Here is a 25,471-nt window from a genome sequence, read left to right as displayed (position 1 = left end):
AAGTAAATCACAATGAAAAACAATCTCTTTATTCTGGGGGCTTTTCTATGTACAGCCTTATTTGTAACGTCATGTACGGATGACAACAAAGATGATGATGAAAATGAGGGTAAAGCATCGATTATCGTAGGTATTAACATGCAACCGCAGGCGGACATGGGATATATCGTACCTATACAGGATATGAAGGCCGGAACGATGTCTTTCGCGAATGCGGTTGAAACCAAAATTACTCCTTATCTGATGTCTTATCGTGATTGGGTATTCTACGTGCCTGGAACTTCGGAGGGAACGATTGTAAAATACTCCCGGCAAGATGATGGAACTTTGAAAGTGGAAGGACGTTTGGAAGTGGCGACGGCTGCTCCCATGTGTGCTTCTATTGCTTTCGTTTCGGCCACGAAAGCTTATGCATCGGCTCCGAACGATAACAAGATCATTATATTTAACCCGACGACCATGGTAAAAACAGGGGAAATTAATGTTGCCAGGCCTGAATACGGACTTGACGGAAGTAGTACTCCGAACCCGCTGGGGTTGATCCTGCGGGATGGGAAACTCTATGTCGGATGTGGAGAATTTGACCAGATGCCTATTTGTAAAAGTGGTGCGCATGTCCTGATCATTGATGAGGCTACCGATACTCCGGAAAAGATCATTCATGACACGAGACTTTCCGCGGCATCTATTTTTGATTGCGGTATGTTTATAGATGAGAAAGGGGATCTTTATGTGACTTGTTGGGGATCTTATGGGTATGTTCCGGATCAGAAATTCGGATTATTACGGATTAAAAAGGGTGCGACGGAATTTGATCCGGACTACTGTTTTAACATGACTGACATGAACGTGGAAGGAGTTCAAGGGGGCAAATTGCAGTATTCTATTTCTAACTTTTATGCCGGGAATGGAGAATTGTACGTCCTGGCTTATTGTCCGGCATTTGCCAGTGCCAGTCCTGATTACATCAACGAAAAGACAAACTATTGTTTGAAAGCCGATTTGTATCATTGTACGATGAAAGCGTTGAATCTTCCTCGTACGAATGGATATAGTTGTGCTATAAATAAATACGGGGATGATATCCTTTTTGGTTTGGCAACGGAACAAAATGGAACGGGAATTTTCACCTATAATCGTAAAACAGATCAATGTAGTTCCGCTCCGGTTGTGAAAACGCAGGGAACCCTTATGGACATACTTGTGTTTGAATAATAATCTGTACTTTTCAAGTACCTGGGGCTTTCCACTTTTTATGAACCGGAAAGCCCTCTTTTTTAGGTGATATTTTGGTGTGAAACAACAAGAATTTAGGATTGATCCATATAAATAAAAAACCTGATGTGAAATCAGGTTTTCGAAGTTGTCCAACCAAGATTCGAACTTGGACAAACAGGACCAGAATCTGTTGTGCTGCCATTACACCATTGGACAGTGTTGTTTTTTATGACGGCACAAAAGTAATACTTTATTTAAATATCACAAAGAAAAACCGGTATATTTTATGATTTTTTGATATTCCATTCACTACCGTAAATGAAAGTGAGCATACTGAGATCGTCGGATAGTTCGTGTGATTTGATATGTGACTGAATATCATTGATTATCGAACGGATAAATTCGCGGGGGTGTAGTTCCTGATTTTGAGTCACTATCTCCAAAAGACGTTCCCGGGTATAAAATTCGTTCTTTTCATTTTCTGCATCCGTAACGCCGTCGGTATATAGTAATATACCCGAGCCGCTCACGAATCGGTAGGTGTACTCCTGATAATCATGATTTTTTAGGATACCTAAAGGAAGATCGGATTGCATTTCAAAGAAAGCTACTGTCCGATCCGGACTTGTCAGTACTGGAGGAGTGTGACCTGCATTGCAATATTTCATTACTCCGGTTCGGAGATCCAGCATTCCGATGAAGAAGGTCACAAACATATCGGCTTCATTCCTTTCAGCAATACTATTATTTAACGAATAAGCAATCTGTGACGGAGAATTGCTGCCTGAGGAAAGCGTACGTAGCAGACTGATGGTAGAGGCCATCAGAAGCGAAGCAGGAATCCCTTTTCCCGATACATCGCCGATAGCAAAAAAGAGGGTGTTCTCATGGATAAAGAAGTCGTATAAATCACCACCGACTTGACGGGCCGGATAGAGTACTGCATAAAGGTCTATTTCATGACCGGGAAAAGGAGGAAAATTTTTGGGAAGCATACTCATTTGAATATCATGTGCTATGCGTAGTTCACTTTCTATTTTCTCTTTAGCTGCTATAGTCGTTTCCAGGTTTTTCATATATTTTGAAAGCTTTTCCTGCATTTCACTGAAAGCATTATAAAGATCCAGCATTTCATCTTGGGTGTGGATGACCGGTAGAGTTATGTTGAAATTTCCCTCCGCAATGGAATGCGTGGAAGCTGCGAATATTTTTAAAGGTCTCGTAATTTTACGAACGGTTGTAGTACAGATAATCACCAGGAGAGCCAGAAATAATACCGAAGAAAGAATGATGATCCAAGTGAATCGGTGTAATTTGTCGAAAATATGAGAATAAGGAAACAAGGTAGCCATATTCCACTCTGTGCCGAGGATGGGAGTAAAATAGATGTAATATTTTACATGATTGTTGACAAATACTCCTTTCCCTTTTTGCCCCTGCATCATGAGATGCGCCAACTTTGAAGCATTGGTGTCCTGAAGGATTTCCGCTTCATGAAGGATATCTTTATCCAGATCCGTGAAAAAGTCGTTTCCCGGATGAAGTATATACCTTCCTTCCCGATTGACTATAATGCTATAACTGTCTTCATAGGGTTTGACCGAGTCGATCAGCTCGGTCAGCCAATTCAAAGAGAGGTCGACCGAAAAAATACCGATTACATTATTTTTGGGGTCCCGGAGCGGTACCGAATAGGTGGAGGTCAGAATATCGTTGGACGAAAGCTCGTGGTAAGGACGACTCCAGCGGGAGACATTCCTTTCTTTTGAGATCCGGTACCAATTTTTTTGATAGTAATCGTATTTCGGGTCGATTTGTGTGGTGACGACACTATCGCCACTCATGTATGAATAAGGAGCGAAATAATACCCTTTATCCGGAAAATAATAGGGTTCGAAAGCTATAGCACATCCGAAGATCTCATAATTGTTCAAAACGACCTGCCGGGTAATCGCATAAATCGAATCGGCATGAGTAACATAGGAAGGGATAATCCAGCTGAGATTTTCAGGGATCTTTTCTATCGTCCTCAATAAACGAGTCACTTTAAGATTGATTTTTTCCGCCGATTCGTCGATTTTCAGGTAAGCTTGGTGCTCGATAGCTCTGGAGGAATAGTGATAGAATAAGCAAAAACCGATTCCCCATAATAGAAATGCCGACGAAATAAGGTATATATTGAGTTTCGCTGCAAAGGAATGGTTGATCTGTTTAAACATATTTACCTTTCTTTTGCCTGCAAATATAATTATAATCATAACAAAAGCTGCCCGGAACAGAGCAGCTTTTGTTATTTAATTATTGTTTTTTAGACTTCTTTTAATGCTAAAAGAAATTTTATTATTTCGTGGCATTCTCCAAACGTTTCATCATCATAAAGATGAATAATGCAGAGATCAGACACAAAACGATGAGGATAGACCATAATGCCCATAATGGCATGTGACCCCAAAGCATACCGATGATAGAAACCAGATAGTTACCGACTGCAGTTGCTCCGAACCATAAACCCATCATCAAACCTTTGTATTTTGGAGGGGCTACTTTCGATACGAATGAAATACCCATAGGTGAAAGGAACAATTCGGCAAAGGTTAATACCAGGTAGGTATTGATCAAAACAGAAGGAGATACGAGTAAATCATTAGCTACAACAGTCGCTCCGTCAGGATTGGGAGTGGGAAGTCCCATAGAAGACAGAGCCATCACGGTAAATCCTAAAGCTGCGATAAACATACCGATACCGATTTTACGGGGTGCCGAAGGTTCGCTGCCTCGCTTGGCCAAAGCTCCGAATACAGCAAGAGATACAGGGGTTAAAGCAACAACGAAGAACGGATTGAAGTGCTGGAACATCTGAGGAAGAACTTCAATGAAAGAACCTGGTGCTAACGACAAATATTTGTAGACTAATATGCTGACAGAAATAACTGCGACAACTGCCGATATCAGTTTGGATTTCGCTTCTTTGGACTGGAACAGAGAGAACAAACTATAGATCAAAGTAATCACGAATACCAGGTTGAAAACATTAAAGCTCATACCTATAGCGCCATCGGCGGTTCTGGCCGTATAATCACGGGCAAAGAAAGTAAGGGTAAGGCCGTTTTGGTGGAAAGCCATCCAGAAGAAGATCACTACGGCGAATACCAGTACGAGAGCGGTAATGCGGGATCTGGTTTGTTCCGGAGTTAATTCGACAATATTTTCTTGTTTTCCGCTTGCTGCAGCTTGTTTGGTATTGATATCTGCATGTTTGAAGGTACTCTTGAATACCTGATAGATCAACATAGATACAATCAGAGATATACAAGCCACTGCGAAACCATAGTGGTAAGAAAGTGATAATTCGTCGATGTATTTATGAGCGAATGTTGCCAGATCTCCGTTGAATGCGGAAGCTTGTGACTGTGCGAAATGAGTCAGGGTGTCCAGGGAATTAGCTGCCATTTGCTGGCCTTTTTCCAGATATTCGTGGCAAAGTGCAGGTATATCACCTTGGTATTTAAGGCCTGCTTTCGCCATGAAATTTTCTGTGATTTTTGAAGCGGCTGTCGGAGCAAAAAGAGCACCGATATTGATCGCCATATAAAATAAACTGAATGCTGTGTCCCGTTTGTCTGAATATTTAGGATCGTCGTAAAGGTTTCCTACCATTACCTGGAGATTACCTTTGAATAATCCGGTACCTAATGCGATCAGGAAAAGGGCCCCGAACATAGCGGCAACTCCAAAAGCATCCCCTCCGGTAGGAATAGCAAGACAGGTATAACCGGCAAACATGACGATGATACCTGCTGTTACCATTTTACCATAACCGAATTTATCGGCCAGGATACCCCCTAAGATGGGTAAAAAATAAACTAAGGCTAAGAAACCCGCAAAAATGTTTGATGTAGCTGCTGAACTGAAGCCAAATTTTGCTTGCAGGAAAAGTGTAAAGATAGCAAGCATCGTGTAATACCCGAAACGTTCTCCTGTGTTTGCAAGAGCCAGGGCATACAATCCTTTAGGTTGGTTTTGAAACATAATATTATAAATTAAATTAGTAGGTTAAAAGCAAAAGTCCCCGGGGCAATGAATGCTTAGAGGACTTTGTTGTTTTAGAGCGTTGTTATTATTTTGTGACTCTTTCAAGCCATTTAACCATACCCAACATGACTCCCATGGACACGAGACATACAATAAAGAATACTGTCCAGCATTGCCAGATCGGCCATGCATTATACATGAGCGGGCCAATCCAAAGCAACAGGTTACCAAGAGCCGTAGCCGCCAACCACAGACCCTGACACAGACCTAGCATACTTTTAGGTGCTACTTTCGATACGAAAGACAGTCCCAGCGGAGAGATAAACAATTCAGCAACCGTCAGGAAGAAATAGGTTGCAATCAAAACCCACCAATGAGCTTTGTTTGCCATTTGTTCTGCAATGGGTAATAATTTGAAGTCGTTTGCGGAGGGATAACCCTTTATCAGAGAAAAAACGGCAAGGAACAAGAATGCCGTTCCTGCAATGAACATACCGATTGCAATTTTGCGGGGAGTTGAAATTTCTTTACCGCGTTTTGCTAATCCTCCGAAAATGGCCATGATGACAGGTGTCAGCGCAATTACGAAGAACGGATTGATCGCTTGCCATACTTCTGGTGCAACGGCCGACGAATCTACGAAATCACGGGCAAAGAATGATAAGGACATACCATTCTGGTGAAACGAGAACCAGAAAAAGATAACGATACCCAATACAGCGAACAGCGCATACATTCTTTGTTTGATTTCTTTCGCCATAGCAGCTTTTTCTTCTGGTGTGTAACTTACATTTTGAGCTGCAATTTTCTTTGCAGGAGTAGGAAATGTTTTTTGAGAGACGAAGAAAATAATGAGAGAAATCAGCATCGCGGCAACAGATGCAATGAATGAATAGTGGATACCTTCATTGAAAATCTGTAAATATTGAGCGCAAGAAACGGTCAAGTCAGCAATGGAACCTCCGGCTGAAGTTATTAATTGTTGCAAGTTCGCCAATGCTTCGGGAGCCATGGCAGCGGCGTTGTTAATATATTCATGGCAAAGTGCCGGAAGTTGTGCATTGTAAGTGAAACCGTTTACACCCAACCACCACTGGCGTAATACCGGTGCAATGAATGGAGCGATCAATCCACCCACATTAATAAATACATAAAAAATCTGGAATCCGGAGTCCCGTTTGTCTTTTGCGATTTTGAGGGCCTCCGGGCCTTTCTTGGCAGCTTCGGCTTCGAAATTATCATACATCTGGCCGACAATTGCCTGCAGATTTCCTTTGAACAAACCGTTTCCGAATGCAATCAGGAAAAGTGCAAAACAGGTAAGGGTCAGCAACCAGGTGGTGTTGGCTGCCGTAGCAAGAATTGGAATGGAAAGAATAATGTATCCGGTAGCCATTACAACAAGACCTGTTTTAATAGTTCCTTTGTAATTTTGAGTGCGGTCAGCAATCAGCCCTCCGACAAGACTTAAAATATATATGCCAGCATAAAAGAATGAGTAAATAGTACCACTGGCGGCTTCGCTTAAACCAAATTTAGAACACAGGAACAACACCAATACGGCATTCATGATATAGTAGCCGAAGCGTTCTCCCATATTACTCAGAGCTGCAGTGAGCAACCCCTTAGGATGATTTTTAAACATAGATAATGTATTTAAGTTAATATTAATCCACTTCGGTCGCAAATGTAAGAATATTTCCGTATTTTTCGTCTTTAAAACGATTGAGTTAATGTTATGGAAAAGTTAAATAAAGTTTTTCGAACGGCTCAGCTGGCTGCGATTGATAAATATACAATTGAGCATGAGCCGGTAAGCTCTTTGGATTTGATGGAACGGGCTGCCGGGATTTGGACAGATCGTTTTTTGAAAATTTTCACTGAAGTTGCAGGAGTGGTCGTGATTGCCGGGAATGGGAATAATGGTGGCGATGGATATGCGATTGCCAGATTATTGAATCGGCGGGGAGTGCCGGTCAGAGTATTCCGGATTGCCGGAACCCAGGATAGAAGTCCCGATTGTGAGGCGAATTATCGGCGTTGGTTGACCAGGGGAAAGGTGGAAGAATTAAAGCAGGCCGATGATTTGGTGTTACAGAAGGGAGAAATCGTGATCGATGCTATTTTCGGATCGGGGCTGAATCGTCCGGTAACCGGTTTGGCAGCCCGGATTATCAAGCAAATGAATGCTTCTGCTAACCGGGTGGTGGCTGTCGATATTCCTTCCGGGTTAGCGGGGGAGGATAATACCTGGAACGATCCCGAAACCATTGTTTGTGCAGAGTATACCTTTACTTTTCAGTTCCCGAAGTTAGCCTTTATGCTGGCGGAGAATGAAAAGTATGTCGGCCGGTGGGAAGTGCTGGATATCGGCTTACATCCTGAAATCATCGCTCGGCAACCGACCGATTGGTTTTATACGACAGAAGATACGGTAAAAGCGATTTTACCTCCTTCGCCGGTTTTTGCTCATAAAGGTACTAATGGGAAAGGACTGTTGATCGCCGGCAGTTATGGGATGATGGGGGCGGCTGTTTTGGGGGCTAAAGCGGCTGTACGCTCGGGTATCGGTTTGTTGTACTGTCATATTCCGGGTAAAGGAATCGAGGTGATACAGACGACTGTGCCGGAAGCGATTCCTGATCCGGATGAATCGGCCGAACGGTTTTCTGCCGTCTGTAAACTGAGAGATTACGATGCGATTGCTGTCGGACCTGCTATAGGGCAAGGACCGGAGACTGTCGGTGGATTGGAAAAATTATTACGTACCTGGAGAGGGACGACGATTCTGGATGCAGATGCGCTGAATATTATAGCGGAACACCGGGAGTTATTGGATTTACTCCATGAAGGCTGTATTCTTACTCCGCATATGAAAGAATTTGAAAGATTAGCAGGAAAAAGTGTAAATGATTTTGAGAGATTAAATAAATTAAGCATTTTTGCAAATCAATATCGGGTGCATATCGTGTTGAAAGGAGCTCATTCCGTTATCGCTACTCCGGATCGCCGGCTTTTCTTCAATATGAGTGGTAATCCGGGAATGGCTAAAGGCGGGGCGGGGGATGTTTTAACAGGAGTGCTGCTGGCTTTGGCTGCCAATAAATTGAATTTGTTGGATTTGCTCCGGATAGGAGTTTTTGCCCATGGGCTGGCCGGCGATTGTGTCGCGGAAAAAGAAGGCCGGAGAGGATGTTGTGCCGGAATGATAGCCGAGAGAATGGGAGAGGCCTGGAAAAGATTAGAAAAATAATAACAATTACTATGAAAAGAGTTTTTATTGTATCGTTAATGTTGGTGGTTTGTCTGGCTGCCGCAGCTCAAAAAAAGAAAGAACTGACTACGTTAGTGAACGTAAATTATACTTTACCTAAAGTAGCCTATGAAGTAGAGGTCATCTTGGAATGCGAACGTTTTGTTCCCGGACCCTATCAGAATTATGCCGAGAAAGAATTGGGAATCCGTCCTGAAGCGACACAAGTCTCCGAAAAATGGGCCATAAAAAAAATAAATGTTCTTCCACAGTATATTCCGGATGAAAAGGCGGTGTATTCTGTTTCTGCCAACGGGGATTATTGGCCGGTGACACTGAGCCTTAGTGCTGAAGGTTTTCTGGCAGGTATCGCTGCCGGTAAAGGGGAAGTTTTCAATGAAAAAAAAGAGATGAAGTATATCGCCGAGGCCTTGGGGGACGAAGAGAGGATCGATATCATGCAACTGAATACTTATAATCAGCTGAAAGAAGTGTTGGATACCAATTATACTTATCAGGAGGTGGACGGTGAGATGAAGAGAATTTGGGATCCGATCGTACATTATGCTGTTAAGACCGATGCTGACAATGTAAAAGAAGCAGTAAGTGAGATTTTCCGGATTCGCTCGGAAAGAGTAAAATTATTGGGAGCCGAAAATAATGTTCCTGATGGAAAATCTTTAGAGATCATATTGAAAGAATTCGATCGTATGGAAAAAAACTACCTGAGTCTTTTCTTAGGTAAAAGAGAAACTGTCAAGGTAAAACGGGTATTCCAGTGTATTCCGGAAAAGGCTAACGAACCGGTTGTCGCTTTCCGGTTTTCTGAACAAAACGGAGTGACAGATACGAAAAATGTTGCCGCTCAGGCTTATTTTCTGAAGATTGAAGAGGCTGTGGTTCCGGCTTCGTCACCGGTGAGTGGAGGAGGTGAAGCGGCTGCTGTTTATTATAGGGTACCTGCTACAGCTACGTTGAAGTTACTGAAAGGGAAAGAAGAAATAATGAGTTATCCTGCTATTGTTCCTCAATTGGGAGAAATTAAGAAATTTCCTGTGGATGTGATTAGTAGCGAAGGGTTGATGCTGGAATTTTATCCGCAGTTCGGATCCTTGAAAAGTATTCGGAAAAAATAATCGCTGATACAGGCTATCTGCATTAGTATTAGTACTTGAATTATGTCGTGGTGGAATAACTGGTATGTGAGTTTTTTGAGTTGGCGGGTACGCCATATCAAAGAAAGGAATTTTATCGTCATCCTGAGTCTTCTGGTTGGTATTATCACCGGACTGGCCGGGGTATTCCTGAAAAATTCCGTCCATTATACCCACCAGTTTCTGACCGAACGTTTGCAGATAGATAGCGGAAGTTTGTTGTTTTTTATTCTTCCTTTTATAGGGATTTGGTTGACCTCCCTGTTTGTTCGTTATTTTGTGAGGGAAGATATCAGTCATGGGGTGACAAAGGTATTATATGCGATTTCCCGGCGTAATAGTATGATCAAACCTCATAATAACTACTCCTCCATGATTGCCAGTACGATTACGATTGGCTTTGGAGGATCGGTGGGAACGGAAGCGACGATTGTACTGACCGGTGCTTCCATCGGTTCGAATATGGCCCGTTTTTTCCACATGAACTACAAGGTGATGACCTTGATGATCGGGTGTGGGGCAGCCGGGGCTATCGCCGGAATTTTCAAAGCTCCGATTGCCGGTATCGTATTTACCCTGGAGGTACTGATGCTGGATCTGACGATGGCTTCCTTGGTGCCTTTGATGATTGCTGCCATTTCATCTTACGTTATTGTATATTTTCTGATGGGCGAAGGGGTGGTCCTCGAATTCGCCGTACACGAACATTTTGCCTTGGCTAATGTGCCGTATTATATTATTCTGGGGATATTGTGTGGATTGGTTTCTGTATATTTTATCCGGACGAATATCCGAATCGAGAAATTTATTACCGGGATAAAGAACCAATTCAAAAGAATTTTGGTAGGAGGAGCATTATTGGGCTTGCTGATTTATATTTTTCCGCCTCTCTACGGTGAAGGATACTCTTCTTTGGAAGCTTTGCTGACCGATAATGCAGATGCACTGTTGAACAATACCTATTTTTTCGATTTCCGGAACTATGCATTCGTCGTTGTTTTGTATGTGATCGGTTTGGTATTTATCAAGGTAGTAGCTACAGCTTTCACCAACGGTAGTGGGGGGGTTGGAGGTGTTTTCGCTCCCAGTTTGTTCACTGGGGGAGTTACCGGATTCCTGATTGCTTACCTGATCAATATGACCGGAGTGATCACGGTTCCTGTCAGTTATTTTGTATTGGCAGGTATGGCCGGGGTGATGTCGGGTGTCATGAATTCTCCGTTGACAGCTATGTTCCTGATCGCTGAGATTACCAGTGGCTATAGTTTGCTGGTGCCCTTGATGATAACCTCGGTGACAGCCCATTTAACGGGGCGGGGAATGGAGCCTTACTCTATTTATGCACGTCGGCTGGCTATGAAAGGAGATCTGATTACCCATAATAAAGATAAAGCCGTGCTGACTTTGATGAAGCTGAATAAAGTCATCGAGACCGACTTACAGACGATATCCATAGAGGCTACTTTGGGGGATCTGGTGAAAAAAGTTTCCCGTTCCAGTAGAAATATTTTCCCGGTGATCGATGAAAACGAAGCATTGCTGGGGATTGTATTGCTGGACGATATCCGTAAGATCATGTTCAATCAGGATTTGTACAATGTCACCTTTGTCCGCGACTTTATGACAACTCCACCTACGATTGTCGATGTGACGGATTCGATGGACCTGGTTATGAAAAAATTTGAAGATACAGGAGCCTGGAATTTACCTGTGATCGAGGAAGGAAGATATATCGGGTTTGTTTCGAAAGCAAAGATATTCAACACTTACAGAAGGGTGCTTCAACATTTTTCCGACGAATAATAGAATCATATGGATCAGCATTCAAAATTGGGGTATCGGGAAGGACTCGTTTCCGTTATTCTGAATCTACTCTTGTTTGTTTTAAAATATTATGCCGGTATTGCATCGGCCTCGCTTGCTTTGATTGCCGATGCCTGGCATACCCTTTCGGATTCCCTGACTTCTTTGGTCGTAATTCTTGGAATTAAATTATCCTCGAAGAAACCGGATAAGGAGCATCCGTTCGGACACGGCCGCTGGGAACAAATCTCTGCATTGATTATCGCTATTCTGTTGGCTTTGGTCGGAGTAGAGTTTATGAAAGACGCTATCGCAAAATTGAGGGGACATGAGGCGGCTGATTTCGGCTGGTTGGCTTATCTGGCTACGGTTGCTTCGATTGTCTTAAAAGAAGGATTGGCCCGCTATGCTTTTTATATCGCCCGTAAAACCGGTAACGCTGCTGTAAAAGCGGACGGATGGCATCACCGGAGCGATGCTTTATCGTCACTGATGGTTTTGGCCGGACTTTTTCTCAGCCCCTATTTCTGGTGGATCGACAGTGTATTGGGTATGTTGATATCTTTCATGTTATTCTATGCCGCCTATGGGATTATTCGCGAAGCAGTAAATAAAATCTTAGGAGAAGAACCTTCGGAAGAAGTGATCGGGAAAGTAGAACAGATCGTGAAAGCTGAAATGGGAAATGTGGCTTATCCGCATCATTACCACATTCATCATTATGGGGACCATATCGAATTCACTTTTCATATCAAAGTGCCCGGGGAAGAGACCGTGGAGGAAGCTCATAGAAAAGCTACCCTTATCGAAATGCAGATAAAAACAGAATTGAAGATCGATGCGACTATCCATATCGAACCCTTGAAAATGTAACTTTATAAACCTTCGTATCGTTGTAAAACTAGATTATAAATCACCCGCTAACCAGTTCTGTCAGGAGAAGCAGGGGAGATTAGATGTGGAAATCGCAAATCTAAAATTGGGGGCTACTATTAATTTAGTTGTTTTATACTTGTATATTACCAAAAAAAACTTACTTTTGCGAAAATTTTATGGGAACGCTAAAAAAACTATATAGCTATGTATTGGACACTGGAACTTGCTTCAAAATTGGAAGATGCACCATGGCCTGCATCTAAAGATGAATTAATCGATTACGCAATTCGTTCGGGAGCGCCTATGGAAGTTATCGAAAATCTTCAGGATATAGAGGATGATGAAGAAATTTTCGAAAGTATTGAAGACATTTGGCCTGACTATCCCAGTAAAGATGATTTCTTCTTCAATGAGGACGAGTATTGATACAAAAGACGCTGGAATGAGCTGAAACAATGAATTACGAAATGAAAGACCACTGCTAAACGGTGGCCTTTCTCGTTTTTACCTGCGGCATATTCCGGCATAACTGCAGGTCCGGCATTTCTTTTCGTTATCGGTTTGGCAAAAAGGATGTTCCGGGGAGAATAATTCTTCCAGTAACTGCCGGAGATGATCCGAAAATTCCTGCTGATAATACCGGAAATTTTGTATCAGCTCTTTATCACATTTTAACCGGAAATCATAATCTTTTCCGAACAACAGTTTGGTACTGTAAATTCCAGGGATCAGAGGCTGTTCGCTGGGATGCACATGATCGTACATCAGGCAATACACCATGGTCTGAAAAGCTGCTTTATTCCGGGTAGGATTTGCCGGATCGAAAACCGAAGCGATAGTTTTGAAAGCCGTCGTATCGGCTCCTGTTTTGTAGTCTATTACCCGGATGCCTTGATCGGTACGGTCTATGCGATCGATGAAACCTCCGACGAAAACTGTCTTTTCCTGGCCTTCGATACCGATTTTTACAGGCACGTGAAAACGGTTCTCCATAGCCAGCAACCGGAAAGGACATATCTTTTTATCGTAAGAAAACATCTCCCGGAGGTATTTTTTGATTACTCCCAGGATCAGTTCGTTGCTGCCGCTATCGATCAGCCTGGAAATTTTCGGGTCGTATACTTTTAGATAAGAACGGCGGATGTGTGCTTCGATCAGAGATCCGTTAGCCAGAATGGTATCGATGGCCGCTTTCGTGATTTCGCCTCCAGGTATCGTGGCATACAGTGATTCGGAGCATTCGTGAAAGATATTTCCCAAAAGACGGTGATCCAGTTCTTCGGCCAGTTCTTCTTTCTCTTTTATTTGTGCTATGTATTTGAAATAAAATTTCAGGGAACATTCCATATAAGTGTTTAGGGCCGAAGGAGAGATCGTCTGATCCTCCGATCGGGTATACCGCTCCAGAATATGGAGTATCGGCGGGGTTTTACCGATTCTGATTTCTTTGGGATTTTGGGTAGAAATCGGGTTTTGGAAATTCCTTTCCGCTACGGTAAGTCCCGATTCATATTTGATTTGATAGAGAAAACGACTCATTTCCCCTCCGTTCATCCCTTTTACGCCTGAAGTATATAAAATATGAATGTCTCTGGAACGTTGTAAAAGCCGGTAAAAGTAATAGGCGAAAACAGCGTCCTGGTGTTCGGGGGTGGGCAAACGGAAACCGAATCGGAGGTTATAAGGAATAAACGAAGCGGGAAGTGTGGTCTTGGGTAAAATACCTTCGTTGGCCGAAAGGATGATCAGATGATTGAAATCCAGCATACGGGTTTCCATTAATCCCATCAGTTGTAAGCCTTCCAGAGGTTCTCCCGAAAAAGGAATACTGAGATTACCGATCACTTTATTGATGATTTGCATATAAAGTTTGTTCTCCGGCTCGATGCCTTCTTCTTCGAATGTATTTTGTAGGTTTTGGATTTGGGTATATACCGTAAAGACAAATTCTTTTTCGATAGGATCGGCTTCTTCTTTCAATACCGACCGGGTCAGCAAATTCAGGATTTTCAGTAGATATACAGGTATCTTTTCGTGCTGATCGGAGGAAAAAATAGCTCGGGTGAGCTCATGAAAGTGTAAACTTTTTTCTATAACATAGACGATGTTCTTTTGATTGATATAGTTGGTGATTTGCTGAATCTCTTCAGAACATAGGTCTTTGATTAATTTGTGATTCAGCAGAGCGATGACCGGTTTGTAATAGTAGTAGGTGGTGTCGCCTTCCTGCCTGGCATAATTTTTTAAATCGCATAACATAGAAATGAGGGCCGCCACCGAAGTGTTGCGTGCCGGATAACCCATCGTAACATTGATTTTTGAGAAATACTCCGGAATCGAATGCATCACGGGAATCAGCATCTGTTCTTCACATAACACGATGGCTGTCTGTCGCGGATTCTCTTCCCGGAGACTTTCGGTCAGGGCAGGAAGAAGCTTGGCCTGACCGATCGTCGAGGGGACAGCCAGGTATTCGATGGTTTTGCCGTTGTATCTGAAGTTATTGAAATGTTCGATATCCAATTCGTTCGGAAACAGCTTTAGATTCTCCCGGATATAATGGCCTGCTTCCTGATGTTCATCAGCAGTATAATAAATATCGTAATCCCAGTAGAAGCGGGCTATTCCCAAATCTTGCCAAAACGAAAAGATCTTTTTTTCGCATAAGTTCAAAGCGTTGAAACCCGCGATTAATATATGTGCAGGATGGGCATAGGTTTCTATATGTTCGCAAAAATACCGTTCGTTCATTCCTTCATAGCAGATTCCGGTTTCAGCCAGGTGAGTTTTGAAATGAGTATAGGTGGCATATAATTTATCCCACACTTTTAGGAATTCTTGTTGTTCCCGGCTGAATTTTTCCGGATTGAAGCTCTTCCAGAATCGGTGTATGGCCTTGATTTGTTCTTCGGTCAGATACGGAAAGTTCAAATCCAATTCTTTGAGTGCTATCAGATTAGAAAAAAGATCTTTGGCATCTACCAGGTATTTGTCGATATCGTCGAAATCAGCCAGTAGCATATTTCCCCAAAAATAGAAATCTTCGAATTTCTCGGAAGAGCCCGATACGGCCGTATAAGATTTGTAGAGTTTGATAATTAAAGAAAGTGTTTCGGCTTTTTTCAGACCCGAATGCTTTTCGATGTATTCTGTCAAGGTCAGGATCTCCGGCATCCACACCGGACGGTCGATTTGGCGGGAGAGTTCTTCGGCCAAAAAGAGACCGGCTCTTTTATTAGGAAAAATAATAGTCAGATCGGCGAAATCCGTACCGTATTTCCGGATAATATCCTTTGCCAGTAACTGAAGAAAAGAAGCCATATATCGAATTAAAAGTTAAAGGGTTATTTGGGCTTATTGTATTTTGTTGTTATTTTTGTTGAATAGTCAGTAGGGACTACTGATATCGGCAAATTTACAATTTATAGTGATTAAAACAGCAAAAATAGGATAAACCTGAAAGTAAACAGATATGTTGAAAGATTTATTATTGAGAAATCGTAGCTATCGGCGGTTTGAGCAAGAGGTACGGATTTCAGAGGAAGAATTGACAGAATTGGTCGGTTTGACTTGTTTGTGTGCTTCCGCCCGGAATGCACAAGCCTTGAAATATGTAATTGTTCATGAGGAGGAAAAGTGTGCGGAGGTTTTTCCTCAGCTGGCTTGGGCGGGATATCTGAAAGATTGGGACGGACCTGAAGAAGGAGAACGTCCGGCTGCTTACCTGATCCAGTTGTTAGATACCCGGATTGTTGAAAATTGTTTGTGCGATGACGGCATTCAGGCCCAGACGATTTTATTGGGAGCGGTAGAAAAGGGGTGGGGAGGCTGTATAATCAAGGCTTTCCGGAATGAAGATTTACGTCGTCTGTTTCACTTACCCGAAGAGCTGAAAATCAACTACGTGATTGCTTTGGGAAAACCGAAAGAAAAGGTGGTGCTGGAACAAATGAAAGGGGAGGATTATCGGTATTGGAGGGATGCTGAAGGTGGCCATCACGTACCTAAACGGGAAGCCGGTAGTTTGATTTATAAGATTGAAGTATGAAAATACTGTGTGCGGAATATAACGACGCCGGAGAGGTGGCTGTCGTACCGGTGGGGGATGATGTGCTGTTGAGGAATAACGGGGATTTTTATATACCGGATTATACACAACAAGTGAGCGGTGTGCCTCAGTTGGTTGTCAGAATTTGTAAGTTGGGAAAAAGTGTGGGAGAACGGTTTGCCGGCCGTTATTTTGAAGAGATCGGAGTCGGAGTCCGGTTTTATGCCGATTCGCTGGAGGAACAGCTGATTGCAAAAAAATTACCCGGGATCATGGCAGCCTCTTTTGACAGCTCTTGTGCTATCAGTGCTTTGTTGGGTATAGAGGAAGCCAGGGAGGCAAACTATGAAATGAAGGTCAACGGTGAAGCCGTTACTTTCGGGAATAGACAGCATTTACCGGTGGGTATTGAAAAATTGATTGCTTTTGCGTCTGAGTTTCATACATTGAAAATCGGTGATTATCTGTTTTGCGGACACCCCTTCCGTTTCCGGGGACTCAGACCGGGCGATAAAGTGCAAATGACATTGGATGGAAAGACGATGCTGGATTTTAGAATTAAATAAATAACCATAATTATGAAAAAAAGATTTGTTGTATTAGGATTACTTCTGCTCTGTTTGGGTGGAAAGGCTCAGGATGCTTATGTACCGTCTCCTGAAAATCTGGAAGCCCGGAAAGAATTTCAGGATAGTAAATTCGGTATTTTTTTACATTGGGGGTTGTATAGTATGTTGGCTCAGGGAGAATGGGTGATGACGAACCAGAACCTGGACCACATGGAATATCGCAAGTTGGCTTCTGCTTTTTATCCTTCCCGTTTCGATGCGGCTGAATGGGTGGCTGCAATAAAAGCGGCCGGTGCGAAATATATTTGTTTTACTACCCGGCATCATGAGGGGTTTTCTATGTTCGATTCCCGGTTTACGGATTACAACATCGTCAAGGCGACACCTTTCGGCAGGGATGTTTTGAAGGAATTGGCAGAAGAATGTCATAAACAAGGGATAAAATTGCATCTTTATTATTCTCATCTGGATTGGGACCGGGACGATTATTATCCGTTGGGGCGGACCGGACGTGGTACGGGACGTACGACCCATGGAGAATGGAAAACGTATTATCAGTTTATGAACGATCAGATTACTGAGTTACTGACCAATTACGGACCGATCGGTGCCATATGGTTCGACGGTTGGTGGGACCATGATCAGGATCCCGGATTCGATTGGCAGTTGCCTGAGCAATATGCCATGATCCATCGGTTACAACCGGCTTGTCTGATCGGTAATAACCATCACCAGGTACCTTTTGCCGGTGAAGATATTCAGATTTTTGAACGGGATTTGCCCGGAGAGAATAATGCCGGATTGTCCGGACAGGACATCAGCCGTTTGCCGTTAGAGACTTGCGAGACGATGAATGGCATGTGGGGGTATAAAATTGTAGACCAGAATTATAAATCGGTGAAAACCTTGATCCATTATCTGGTGAAAGCTGCCGGTAGAAATGCAAACCTCCTGATGAATATCGGACCGCAGCCTAACGGGGAATTGCCTGCTGCTGCACTCGAAAGACTGAAAGCAATCGGAGAGTGGACGAAGCAATATGGAGAGACGATTTATGGAACACGGGGGGGAGATATCAGTCCCAGAGATTGGGGGGTAACAACCCGCAAAGGAGATAAGCTGTATGTACATATTCTGAATTTGCCTGATAAAGGATTGTTTTTGCCTTTGACGACAGGGAAAGTGAAAAGTGCTGTCGTATTTAAAGACCGGAAACCGGTGAAGTTCTCACAAGATAAGAATGGGGTAGTTTTGGAGTTGGCTGAAGTGCCTGCCGAGCTGGATTACGTGATCGAATTGACCATAAAATAATAGACAGATAGTTGTATGCGACGTCAGGATTTTAAAATAGAGGTTTGTACTAATTCTGTGGAGAGTGTGAGAGCTGCTCTTGCAGGTGGGGCGGATCGGATAGAGCTTTGTGCCGGAATGCCGGAGGGAGGAACGACTCCTTCGTATGGTGAGATTTGTTTAGTAAGAGAGTTGATGCCTGCAGGGATGCATGTGATCGTGCGTCCACGAGGGGGCGATTTCCTATACCGGGAGGATGAACTTGAAGTGATGTACAGGGATATAGAAATGGCACGAAAACTGGGTGTCGATGGAGTCGTTTTGGGTTGTCTGACCCGTGAAGGAGAAGTGGACGAAGGCGTTATGAGAAAATTAATGGCTGCTTGCGGAGAAATGTCGGTGACGTTTCACCGGGCTTTCGATATGTGCCGTGATCCTTTTCAGGCTTTGCAGACGATCGAAAAGCTCGGGTGTGCACGAATTCTGACTTCCGGACAAAGTAATTCTGCTGAAACCGGAGTGCCTTTGCTGAAAGAATTGGTGGCCCGGGCCCGGAACGTAATTATTATGCCCGGGTGCGGGGTCAATGCGGCTAATGTGCGGAAGATTGCCGAAAGCACCGGTGCCTTCGAATTCCATCTTTCTGCCCGTATCCGCCTCGGGAGCGATATGGTTTATCGCAATCCGGCTGTTTCAATGGGAGGTACGGTGCAAGTGGATGAGTACGGACGTGAGGTAAGTAGTAGCGAGAAGGTGGAGGAAGTGATCCGGAGGCTGGAGTACTGACGACTTGAAGGCCTGAGATAATGTAGGTTCGTTACTTATTCGTCGGAGGTGTTCGTGTTCGGAGACCGGTCGCTTCTGTCGGTCATCTGGCTTTTTCTTTCACTGACCGGCGGAACTCCTCACTTCGCAAAAAACTTTACGTTACGTTTCCGTCAGACACCACCGGTCGGTCAGAAAAAGCAAGACGACACTCGCCAGAGCTCCAATGGTCCCCGAACACGAACACCTCCGACTCCCGTTATCACTGCGTGGAAAGCTAATCTTTTCCTTCTCCTTTCTTTGCCGGTTTGCTCTGCCGTTAGATGAAGGGTTTTATGCCGGAAGACCATTGGAGCAGGAACGAGGATCCGGTTAGGTTTTCCGAACGTCCGACCGGTGGTGTCTGACGAGTTTGCGAGGAGTTCCGCCGGTCAGTGAAGGAAGGCCTTACCGGATCGTTCCAGGCGAACCGGTCTGACGGTATAAAACCTGGAATCGAATAGAAAGAAAAATATAAACCTGTGTTTTAACTATAATTTATGTATCGTTTTCATCAATTGTTCTCCTAATCCGATTGTATAGCCTTGGGAGATAAAAACGATCCGGTTGAACGTATCGGCGATGACGAAAATCGGCAGATTGTCATGCGATAGTTTCATATTTTCCTGAATCATTTTTTGTATCGTCTGATTTTGGTCTACTCCTAAAGTAATAGTACCGGGGAGATTCGGAAATTCTGTGGGATGAAAACTTTTTAACTGTTTTTCATCCGGGAAAAGCAATACCATGCCTCGTCCCCATGTCTCGAAATCCTGTTTTAAAGCCGCTATATCCCGTAAGGCGTGGTTCGTCGGTTCCTGACCGGCCCCTAGTATACCGATAATGAAATATCCGCGTCCGGTGGTTTGCAGGATACTCTGAGGGGTAGAGCTATTTGCCGGAAGGAAGAAAGCTTCCGAATTCAAACTGCCGATCACTTTCACTTCATCCGGATTTTCCCGCATGATGAGTTCGGTTGTGGTCGTTTTTCCTTCTTCGATATTGAAAAATGTCGTATTACTCAGTACACCGCCGCTGGCTAATCGGGTACCGGTAACCAGCATATAGTATCCGGTGTCCAGGGACATCGGGTGCTTTAAGAGGTTCTCCCAATTACTACTGTTGTCTTCGGGAAAAGTCAATAGTTGAAATGTTCCGTTATGATATTTCGAAAGGGTGAAATGAGAATAATATAAGGGATTGGTGAGTGCTTTTACAGGCTTGTAAGTGGCAACCAATTTCCCTTGTGGAATATTTGCTTCGGTTGTGGCAGTGAAATCGACGTCCTGCCATTTACTGTCGGTTCCGGCATATTGGGTTTTACCGGTTACTTCGTCGATACGTGAGGCTATACCCAGACTCCTCAAAACTGCTACATAAAAAATAGCTCTGGAATGCTGGTCGGCAATCCGGGAATTCCAGACTCCTTGAGGCATCATCGGAATATGCTGCGGATTCAGTTCGTCCCGGATTGAAATATTTTTAATACACCATTGGGTCCAGAAGGAAGGGTTTTCCCTGATTTTTTCGGCTAACCCGGGAGATATCGCTTTTTGAAAAAAGTCTTTATAGGCTGTAAGCATTTCATTGGCTATTCGTGGATTCAGGATATACGCGTCGAATAAGGGATTTTCAGATACCGGCGTGTGTTGCAGGTGGTCTTTGAGTACGGCTTCGGGAGTATCACGCAGGTCTTTGTCAGAAATCACTTGCAATAATTGCAACGCCTGAACTCGCTGAGCTTTCGGTGTATGGCGCAGGAAACCGAGTATCTGGTCGTGGTTACCCCGGCTGGCAATAAGAAGTTTCGTCAAAGGGGCTGAAGGTAAACCTAACTCGTCGGCGATGTCGTCAGCTTGTCCGGCATTTATAAAAGTGGCTGTATAGGCATTGCGGATCGAATCTTCCATTGCCATCCGGCGGGTGTTCTCTGCCCGTTGTTCCGGGGTAACGGTAACCGGGTTGACATGCTCGGCCGGAGGTACGATGTCGAGTGCTAGGGTACTTACCTCCCCGGCTTGTTTATCCAGGATGATGGTGATTGCAGCATCTTTTGCAAAAGAGAGTTTGCCGTATCCGAATCGTTCGCCGTCGGTAGCCCAGACCAGCATATCTCCTTTTCCGGCTGATAAAGAGGCTTTGCCTTGGTCATTTGTCGTTTTAGATGCTACGGTGTAAAACTCTGCGTAATTATATAGTTTAAAATCGACTTGTGCATTTTTTACCGGTTGGTTATCCGGCGTTGTGACGGTAACTGTTGCCTGTGTCGTCGGGGCATAATTGCCGATAACATTGATTTCGGTATAACCGGAGGTTCGACTCATGACTTCTTCCGGGCCGTTGTAGCGACCGAATACTTTGGTGTGCATCAGCATCCCCCGGCTCGCCGGTGCATTGAACCAGCCTAAATCCAATACCGGTTCCGGTTCGCAAGCTCCCAAAAAATGCCATTGTCCGTCTACCCAGGCTTCTACCCAGGCATGGTTATCGTCGGTATGCGCCCAGCGGGGGGTATAAACCTGACGTGCCGGGATTCCTACAGAACGGAGAGCGGCAACCAGAAAGGTCGATTCTTCACCACAACGTCCATAGGCGGTTTTAACCGATGCTAAGGGCGAACTGGTGCGGGAATCAGAAGGAGTATAGATCACTTTCTCGTGACACCAGTGGTTGACTTCGAGTATCGCATCGTAAAGTGAAAGATTTTTTACCCGCTCTTTCAATTCCTCGTAAAATACTTTCCGCGATTCGTCCAGGTTTTCGTTATTGACCCGCACCGGTAAAACAAAGTGGCGGAATTCCCGTTCAGGAATCCGGTTACCCCAAGGCATTTCCTGTCTGGTTTTCAATGCATATCTGACATTCATCAGATAATAATCCCCGCTATAGTCGGTGATATCTCCGATGGGCATGTAGGCATAGAGAAACATCAGGGCTTCACGTTCTTCGGTAGTCAATGAGGTCGTAAATATCCGGAACAGGTCCCCGTGGGGGAGGGCTTTTTGTTTGTCTTCGAAATCACGGGTCACTGTTGCCAATTCCGATTGATCCGAGAATAAATGCTGCTCTTTACAAGATAAGGTAAGCAATAGAAAAAAAACTAATGCCAGTTTGAATGTAAGATTCATAGATCGTTTTTTAGATTAAGTTTGTATTTAGCCGAATGAATAATAACCCCCAAAATTAATCAAAAGGAAACGGTGACAATACAGTCTTAAACCGTTTTAACTGCTGTCACCGTTATTACTGTTTTAACCGTAAACCCTTACTTGATATTGATGTTATTGTAGAGGAAACGTTTAATCTTATGTGTCGGTGTTTTTTCAAAGGGTTCATGCTGTACCAGCACTAATTGAAGCTTGGAAAAATTGTTTACCCTTGAATTTACATATTCGAATAATTCTTTTTTCTGCTCTTCTATATAGTCATTGATAGCGGTTTTGTAATTTCCGGCCTGGCTTTTTATTTTTTGGACTTGTTTTTCCAGTTCTTCCATATTGAAATGTACCATAGCCACTAATTTCCCTTTGGATTCTACAACCAGCGATTCATTGACAAAACGGAAATTATTGATGATCGATTCGATTTCTTCGGGATAGATGTTTTCACCGGAAGAACCTAATATCATGGTTTTGATTCGTCCGCGGATCGAAAGCCGCCCTTTGCGGTCGAAAGAACCCAAATCTCCGGTCTTAAACCAGCCGTCTTCGCTGAATACTTCCTGAGTTAATTCCGGTTTTTTATAATAGCCTTTCATAACATGGGGACCTTTGATCCAGATCTCTCCCTGGCCGGTTTTATCCGGTTCGTTGATTTTGATTTGCACCCCTTCCATGGCAGGACCTACGCCCTGTAAGAAGGTTCCCCGGGGAGCAGAACCTGCGGACATCGGAGAAGTCTCTGTCAAACCATAACCGATGGCATAAGGGAATTTAGCCTCTCTGAGAAAACGTTCTACTACAGGATCTATTTTCGAACCACCGATACCGAAGAAAACGATTTTTCCCCCGAAAGTCTGCATCAGTTTTTTTCCGGCCAGCCGATTGAATAATTTCCGGGTAGGCCCGAAATTGTATAAGGTCTTCATCAAGGCAGACGAAGTAAATTTAGGCAATACCTGGGTTTTATATATTTTTTCGATGATCAAAGGTACGGATAACATAACCGTAGGCCTTATCTTCTGCATGGCAGGTACCAATAATTTAGGTGTCGGTACACGGTCCAGATAATAAATCTGAGCTCCGAACATCACCGGTAGTAACAGGCCCAGGGTATTTTCGTAGGTATGGGCCAAAGGTAAAATGCTGAGAAAACGGTCTTGGATACTTACAGGTTGGATCGTAGCACATTGCCGCGCATTCCAGACCAGATTACGGTGAGTTAATTCCACCCCTTTGGAAAAACCTGTAGTTCCTGACGTATAGATGATCGAAGCCGTATCTTCTTCTTCTACTTGTATTGCAGGAAGGGGAGTCAGGTTATCCAGACCGATATTGTTCTCCAGTTTGTCGATCGCTTCTACCGGATAGTCTTCCGGAATCCGGGCGAAAGTATTCATCAGAATCTTTTGTTCCAGATAACTCGTCTTTATATCGGCGACTAATTTATAAAGCAATTTAGATACAAAGATGATTTTAGATTCCGAATGTTCTAAAATATTTTGTATTTCTATACTGCTGAAACCCGGAAGAACCGGTACTGCAATAGCGCCGATCCGGGCAATAGCAAATTGAGTAATACCCCAATTCGGCATGTTAGCACTTAAAATTGCTATTTTATCACCTTTTTGAATGCCGGATGAAAGAAGATAATTAGCTATCGAAGTTACTTCGTTATAGAAGTCCTGGTAAGTTCGTTTGCCACTTTGAACAAAGTTCAAAGATAAATTGTTCTTGAATTTGGAACAGCTGTTAGAAAGGAGTTCCGGTAAAGTCAATTTCTTTAAGAGCATTATATTTAATAGTTGCAATTTGCTCACAAAGTTACACAAAATCTCTGGAATAACCTCGAAAAGCGGGAGAAATGACGCTAAACGACTTAATATCAGAGTTGTTACGGTGTCAAATGATGACAAGCCGAAAAATCGGAAAACGCAAAGAAAAGCGGATTTAAGAAGAAGAATGGTTTGCAAATCATTACCCGTGAAAGAGTAAGATTTAACATATGAGAGATGCTATTGCACCGTTTGTCACCGATTTGCGTATCAAGGTCTAACTCGTTGATATTTAACTTTGCAAACAAAAAACGAGTATGGCAAGAAGTACATTCAAAGTGCTGTTCTACGTGAACGGCAGCAAGGAGAAAGACGGTATTGTCCCCATCATGGGACGAGTGACAATCAACGGTACTGTGGCGCAGTTCAGTTGCAAGCAGACCATCCCGAAAACCCTTTGGGATGCGAAAGGCAACCGAGCCAAAGGCAAGAGTGCCGAAGCACGGAACATCAATCTGGCATTGGACAACATCAAGGCGCAAATCATCAAGCACTATCAGCGCATATCCGACCGAGAGGCATACGTAACGGCTGAAATGGTGCGCAATGCCTACCAAGGGGTAGGAAGCGAGTATGAGACACTGATAAAGGCTTTTGACAAGGATTGCGCCAACTTCCTGAAACGTGTCGGCAAAGACCGCAGCATCGGCACATACAAGGTAATGGTAAGGGCAAGGAACTATGTCGCAGCCTTTATCAAGTCATTCTACAGACGGACGGACATGTCCATGCTGGAACTTACACCCGACTTCATCAAGGAGTTTGCGGCTTATCTTACGGCTGAACGGGGACTGAAAAACGCCACCATCTGGCTGAACTGCATGTGGCTGAAAGGCGTGGTCATGCGTGCGCACTATAACGGACTGATACCGAGAAATCCGTTTGCGCAGTTCCATATCAGCCCGAATGTTAAGGAACGGGAGTATCTGACAGAGGACGAAATCAAAAGAATCATGGCGCACGAGTTTGACAACCCCACCCTCGCATTGGTGCGAGACCTGTTCATTTTCGCCTGCTTCACCGCCTTGTCTTTCGTGGATATGAAAGAACTCACAACGGATGAAATAGTGGAGGTGAACGGTGAGAAATGGATATTGTCGAAACGGCACAAGACAAATGTCCCGTTCCAAGTGAAGTTGCTGGATATTCCCTTGCAGATAATCGAACGGTACAAGTATCTGTCGGAAGACAAGCTGGTTTTCGGGAAAATCAACTATTGGACGATGTGCAAACAGCTGAAAAAGGTAATGGCGGAATGCGGAATAGAGAAGCATATCTCCTACCATTGCGCACGTCATACGTTTGGAACACTGGCTCTTAGCAAGGGGATGCCCATTGAAAGCGTGAGCCGTGTTCTGGGACACACGAACATTGTCACGACTCAAATCTATGCGAAGATAACCACGCAGAAACTTGACAATGACCTGACGA

17 protein-coding genes and 1 tRNA gene are annotated in these 25,471 nt (G+C 43.8%); 11 read left to right on the top strand and 7 right to left on the bottom strand.

Annotation, left to right across the window (positions count from 1 at the left end):
• Positions 1 to 12: 12 nt before the first annotated feature.
• Positions 13 to 1,215: a YncE family protein gene (locus WS42_RS06825; protein WP_022159613.1), complete on the top strand. Its 1,203-nt coding sequence runs from the start codon at positions 13 to 15 to the stop codon at positions 1,213 to 1,215.
• Positions 1,216 to 1,363: 148 nt separating this feature from the next.
• Here WS42_RS06825 and WS42_RS06820 read toward each other — a convergent pair.
• The 4 genes from WS42_RS06820 to WS42_RS06805 form a co-directional block, all read right to left on the bottom strand.
• Positions 1,364 to 1,434, bottom strand: a tRNA-Gln gene (locus WS42_RS06820).
• Positions 1,435 to 1,502: 68 nt separating this feature from the next.
• Positions 1,503 to 3,437 (bottom strand): SpoIIE family protein phosphatase, encoded by a 1,935-nt coding sequence (locus WS42_RS06815; protein ID WP_046404047.1) that lies wholly within the window; start codon positions 3,435 to 3,437, stop codon positions 1,503 to 1,505.
• 121 nt (positions 3,438 to 3,558) lie between these two features.
• Positions 3,559 to 5,247: a peptide MFS transporter gene (locus WS42_RS06810; protein ID WP_022159611.1), complete on the bottom strand. Its 1,689-nt coding sequence runs from the start codon at positions 5,245 to 5,247 to the stop codon at positions 3,559 to 3,561.
• 88 nt (positions 5,248 to 5,335) lie between these two features.
• A complete protein-coding gene (locus WS42_RS06805; RefSeq protein ID WP_022159610.1) occupies positions 5,336 to 6,895 on the bottom strand; it encodes a peptide MFS transporter in 1,560 nt (519 codons plus the stop codon).
• A 93-nt stretch (positions 6,896 to 6,988) separates the two neighbouring features.
• Between WS42_RS06805 and WS42_RS06800 the strand changes: the two genes are divergently transcribed.
• From WS42_RS06800 to WS42_RS06780, 5 genes are all read left to right on the top strand, one after another.
• Positions 6,989 to 8,503 (top strand): bifunctional ADP-dependent NAD(P)H-hydrate dehydratase/NAD(P)H-hydrate epimerase, encoded by a 1,515-nt coding sequence (locus WS42_RS06800; RefSeq protein WP_022159609.1) that lies wholly within the window; start codon positions 6,989 to 6,991, stop codon positions 8,501 to 8,503.
• A gap of 11 nt (positions 8,504 to 8,514) precedes the next feature.
• A complete protein-coding gene (locus tag WS42_RS06795; RefSeq protein WP_022159608.1) occupies positions 8,515 to 9,639 on the top strand; it encodes a DUF4831 family protein in 1,125 nt (374 codons plus the stop codon).
• Positions 9,640 to 9,681: 42 nt separating this feature from the next.
• A complete protein-coding gene (locus tag WS42_RS06790) occupies positions 9,682 to 11,460 on the top strand; it encodes a chloride channel protein (protein WP_013611301.1) in 1,779 nt (592 codons plus the stop codon).
• 9 nt (positions 11,461 to 11,469) lie between these two features.
• Complete coding sequence (locus WS42_RS06785) at positions 11,470 to 12,333, top strand: cation diffusion facilitator family transporter (RefSeq protein ID WP_046404041.1); 864 nt, start codon at positions 11,470 to 11,472, stop codon at positions 12,331 to 12,333.
• Positions 12,334 to 12,540: 207 nt separating this feature from the next.
• Positions 12,541 to 12,762, top strand: coding sequence for a DUF2795 domain-containing protein (locus WS42_RS06780; protein ID WP_009135471.1), 222 nt, complete (start codon positions 12,541 to 12,543; stop codon positions 12,760 to 12,762).
• A 78-nt stretch (positions 12,763 to 12,840) separates the two neighbouring features.
• Here the strand turns inward: WS42_RS06780 and WS42_RS06775 are convergent, their stop codons facing one another.
• Positions 12,841 to 15,657 carry a PD-(D/E)XK nuclease family protein gene (locus WS42_RS06775; protein ID WP_046450892.1) on the bottom strand — a complete coding sequence of 939 codons (2,817 nt, stop codon included), beginning with the start codon at positions 15,655 to 15,657 and terminating at the stop codon, positions 12,841 to 12,843.
• A gap of 151 nt (positions 15,658 to 15,808) precedes the next feature.
• Here WS42_RS06775 and WS42_RS06770 point away from each other — a divergent pair, with 151 nt between their 5' ends.
• From WS42_RS06770 to WS42_RS06755, 4 genes are read left to right on the top strand one after another with little or no spacing between them, the layout of a single operon-like run.
• Positions 15,809 to 16,384, top strand: a complete 576-nt coding sequence (locus tag WS42_RS06770) for a nitroreductase family protein (RefSeq protein ID WP_013611289.1) — start codon at positions 15,809 to 15,811, stop codon at positions 16,382 to 16,384.
• Entirely contained in the window at positions 16,381 to 16,950 is a 570-nt protein-coding gene (locus WS42_RS06765) for a fumarylacetoacetate hydrolase family protein (RefSeq protein WP_046450891.1), read from the top strand. Before WS42_RS06770 ends, WS42_RS06765 begins: the two co-directional genes overlap by 4 nt.
• A gap of 12 nt (positions 16,951 to 16,962) precedes the next feature.
• Positions 16,963 to 18,264 (top strand): alpha-L-fucosidase, encoded by a 1,302-nt coding sequence (locus WS42_RS06760; protein WP_013611287.1) that lies wholly within the window; start codon positions 16,963 to 16,965, stop codon positions 18,262 to 18,264.
• Positions 18,265 to 18,279: 15 nt separating this feature from the next.
• Positions 18,280 to 19,029 (top strand): copper homeostasis protein CutC, encoded by a 750-nt coding sequence (locus WS42_RS06755; RefSeq protein WP_046404578.1) that lies wholly within the window; start codon positions 18,280 to 18,282, stop codon positions 19,027 to 19,029.
• Between the two features lie 509 nt (positions 19,030 to 19,538).
• Here WS42_RS06755 and WS42_RS06750 read toward each other — a convergent pair.
• Both WS42_RS06750 and WS42_RS06745 read right to left on the bottom strand, forming a co-directional pair.
• The gene (locus tag WS42_RS06750; protein WP_046450890.1) at positions 19,539 to 22,175 is read right to left on the bottom strand and encodes a transglutaminase-like domain-containing protein; all 2,637 of its coding nucleotides are present in this window, start codon (positions 22,173 to 22,175) and stop codon (positions 19,539 to 19,541) included.
• Between the two features lie 137 nt (positions 22,176 to 22,312).
• Complete coding sequence (locus WS42_RS06745; RefSeq protein ID WP_022159312.1) at positions 22,313 to 23,998, bottom strand: AMP-binding protein; 1,686 nt, start codon at positions 23,996 to 23,998, stop codon at positions 22,313 to 22,315.
• 299 nt (positions 23,999 to 24,297) lie between these two features.
• On the opposite strand from WS42_RS06745, the gene WS42_RS06740 reads away from it, so the two are divergent.
• The coding region (locus tag WS42_RS06740; RefSeq protein WP_046450889.1) for a site-specific integrase at positions 24,298 to 25,471 on the top strand (1,174 nt) is incomplete at its 3' end.

This window comes from Odoribacter sp. N54.MGS-14 (genome assembly GCF_000980295.1).
Taxonomy (GTDB): Bacteria; Bacteroidota; Bacteroidia; order Bacteroidales; family Marinifilaceae; genus Odoribacter; species Odoribacter splanchnicus.
The sequence above is the reverse complement of the archived record's forward strand: the minus strand, read 5'-3'. Positions and strand labels throughout refer to the sequence as shown.

Bases quoted from the DNA above. Each gene is read 5' to 3' on its own strand.
- WS42_RS06825 (WP_022159613.1), top strand. From the start codon at position 13: ATGAAAAACAATCTCTTTATTCTGGGGGCTTTTCTATGTACAGCCTTA.
- WS42_RS06815 (WP_046404047.1), bottom strand. From the start codon at position 3,437: ATGTTTAAACAGATCAACCATTCCTTTGCAGCGAAACTCAATATATAC.
- WS42_RS06810 (WP_022159611.1), bottom strand. From the start codon at position 5,247: ATGTTTCAAAACCAACCTAAAGGATTGTATGCCCTGGCTCTTGCAAAC.
- WS42_RS06805 (WP_022159610.1), bottom strand. From the start codon at position 6,895: ATGTTTAAAAATCATCCTAAGGGGTTGCTCACTGCAGCTCTGAGTAAT.
- WS42_RS06800 (WP_022159609.1), top strand. From the start codon at position 6,989: ATGGAAAAGTTAAATAAAGTTTTTCGAACGGCTCAGCTGGCTGCGATT.
- WS42_RS06795 (WP_022159608.1), top strand. From the start codon at position 8,515: ATGAAAAGAGTTTTTATTGTATCGTTAATGTTGGTGGTTTGTCTGGCT.
- WS42_RS06790 (WP_013611301.1), top strand. From the start codon at position 9,682: ATGTCGTGGTGGAATAACTGGTATGTGAGTTTTTTGAGTTGGCGGGTA.
- WS42_RS06785 (WP_046404041.1), top strand. From the start codon at position 11,470: ATGGATCAGCATTCAAAATTGGGGTATCGGGAAGGACTCGTTTCCGTT.
- WS42_RS06780 (WP_009135471.1), top strand. From the start codon at position 12,541: ATGTATTGGACACTGGAACTTGCTTCAAAATTGGAAGATGCACCATGG.
- WS42_RS06775 (WP_046450892.1), bottom strand. From the start codon at position 15,657: ATGGCTTCTTTTCTTCAGTTACTGGCAAAGGATATTATCCGGAAATAC.
- WS42_RS06770 (WP_013611289.1), top strand. From the start codon at position 15,809: ATGTTGAAAGATTTATTATTGAGAAATCGTAGCTATCGGCGGTTTGAG.
- WS42_RS06765 (WP_046450891.1), top strand. From the start codon at position 16,381: ATGAAAATACTGTGTGCGGAATATAACGACGCCGGAGAGGTGGCTGTC.
- WS42_RS06760 (WP_013611287.1), top strand. From the start codon at position 16,963: ATGAAAAAAAGATTTGTTGTATTAGGATTACTTCTGCTCTGTTTGGGT.
- WS42_RS06755 (WP_046404578.1), top strand. From the start codon at position 18,280: ATGCGACGTCAGGATTTTAAAATAGAGGTTTGTACTAATTCTGTGGAG.
- WS42_RS06750 (WP_046450890.1), bottom strand. From the start codon at position 22,175: ATGAATCTTACATTCAAACTGGCATTAGTTTTTTTTCTATTGCTTACC.
- WS42_RS06745 (WP_022159312.1), bottom strand. From the start codon at position 23,998: ATGCTCTTAAAGAAATTGACTTTACCGGAACTCCTTTCTAACAGCTGT.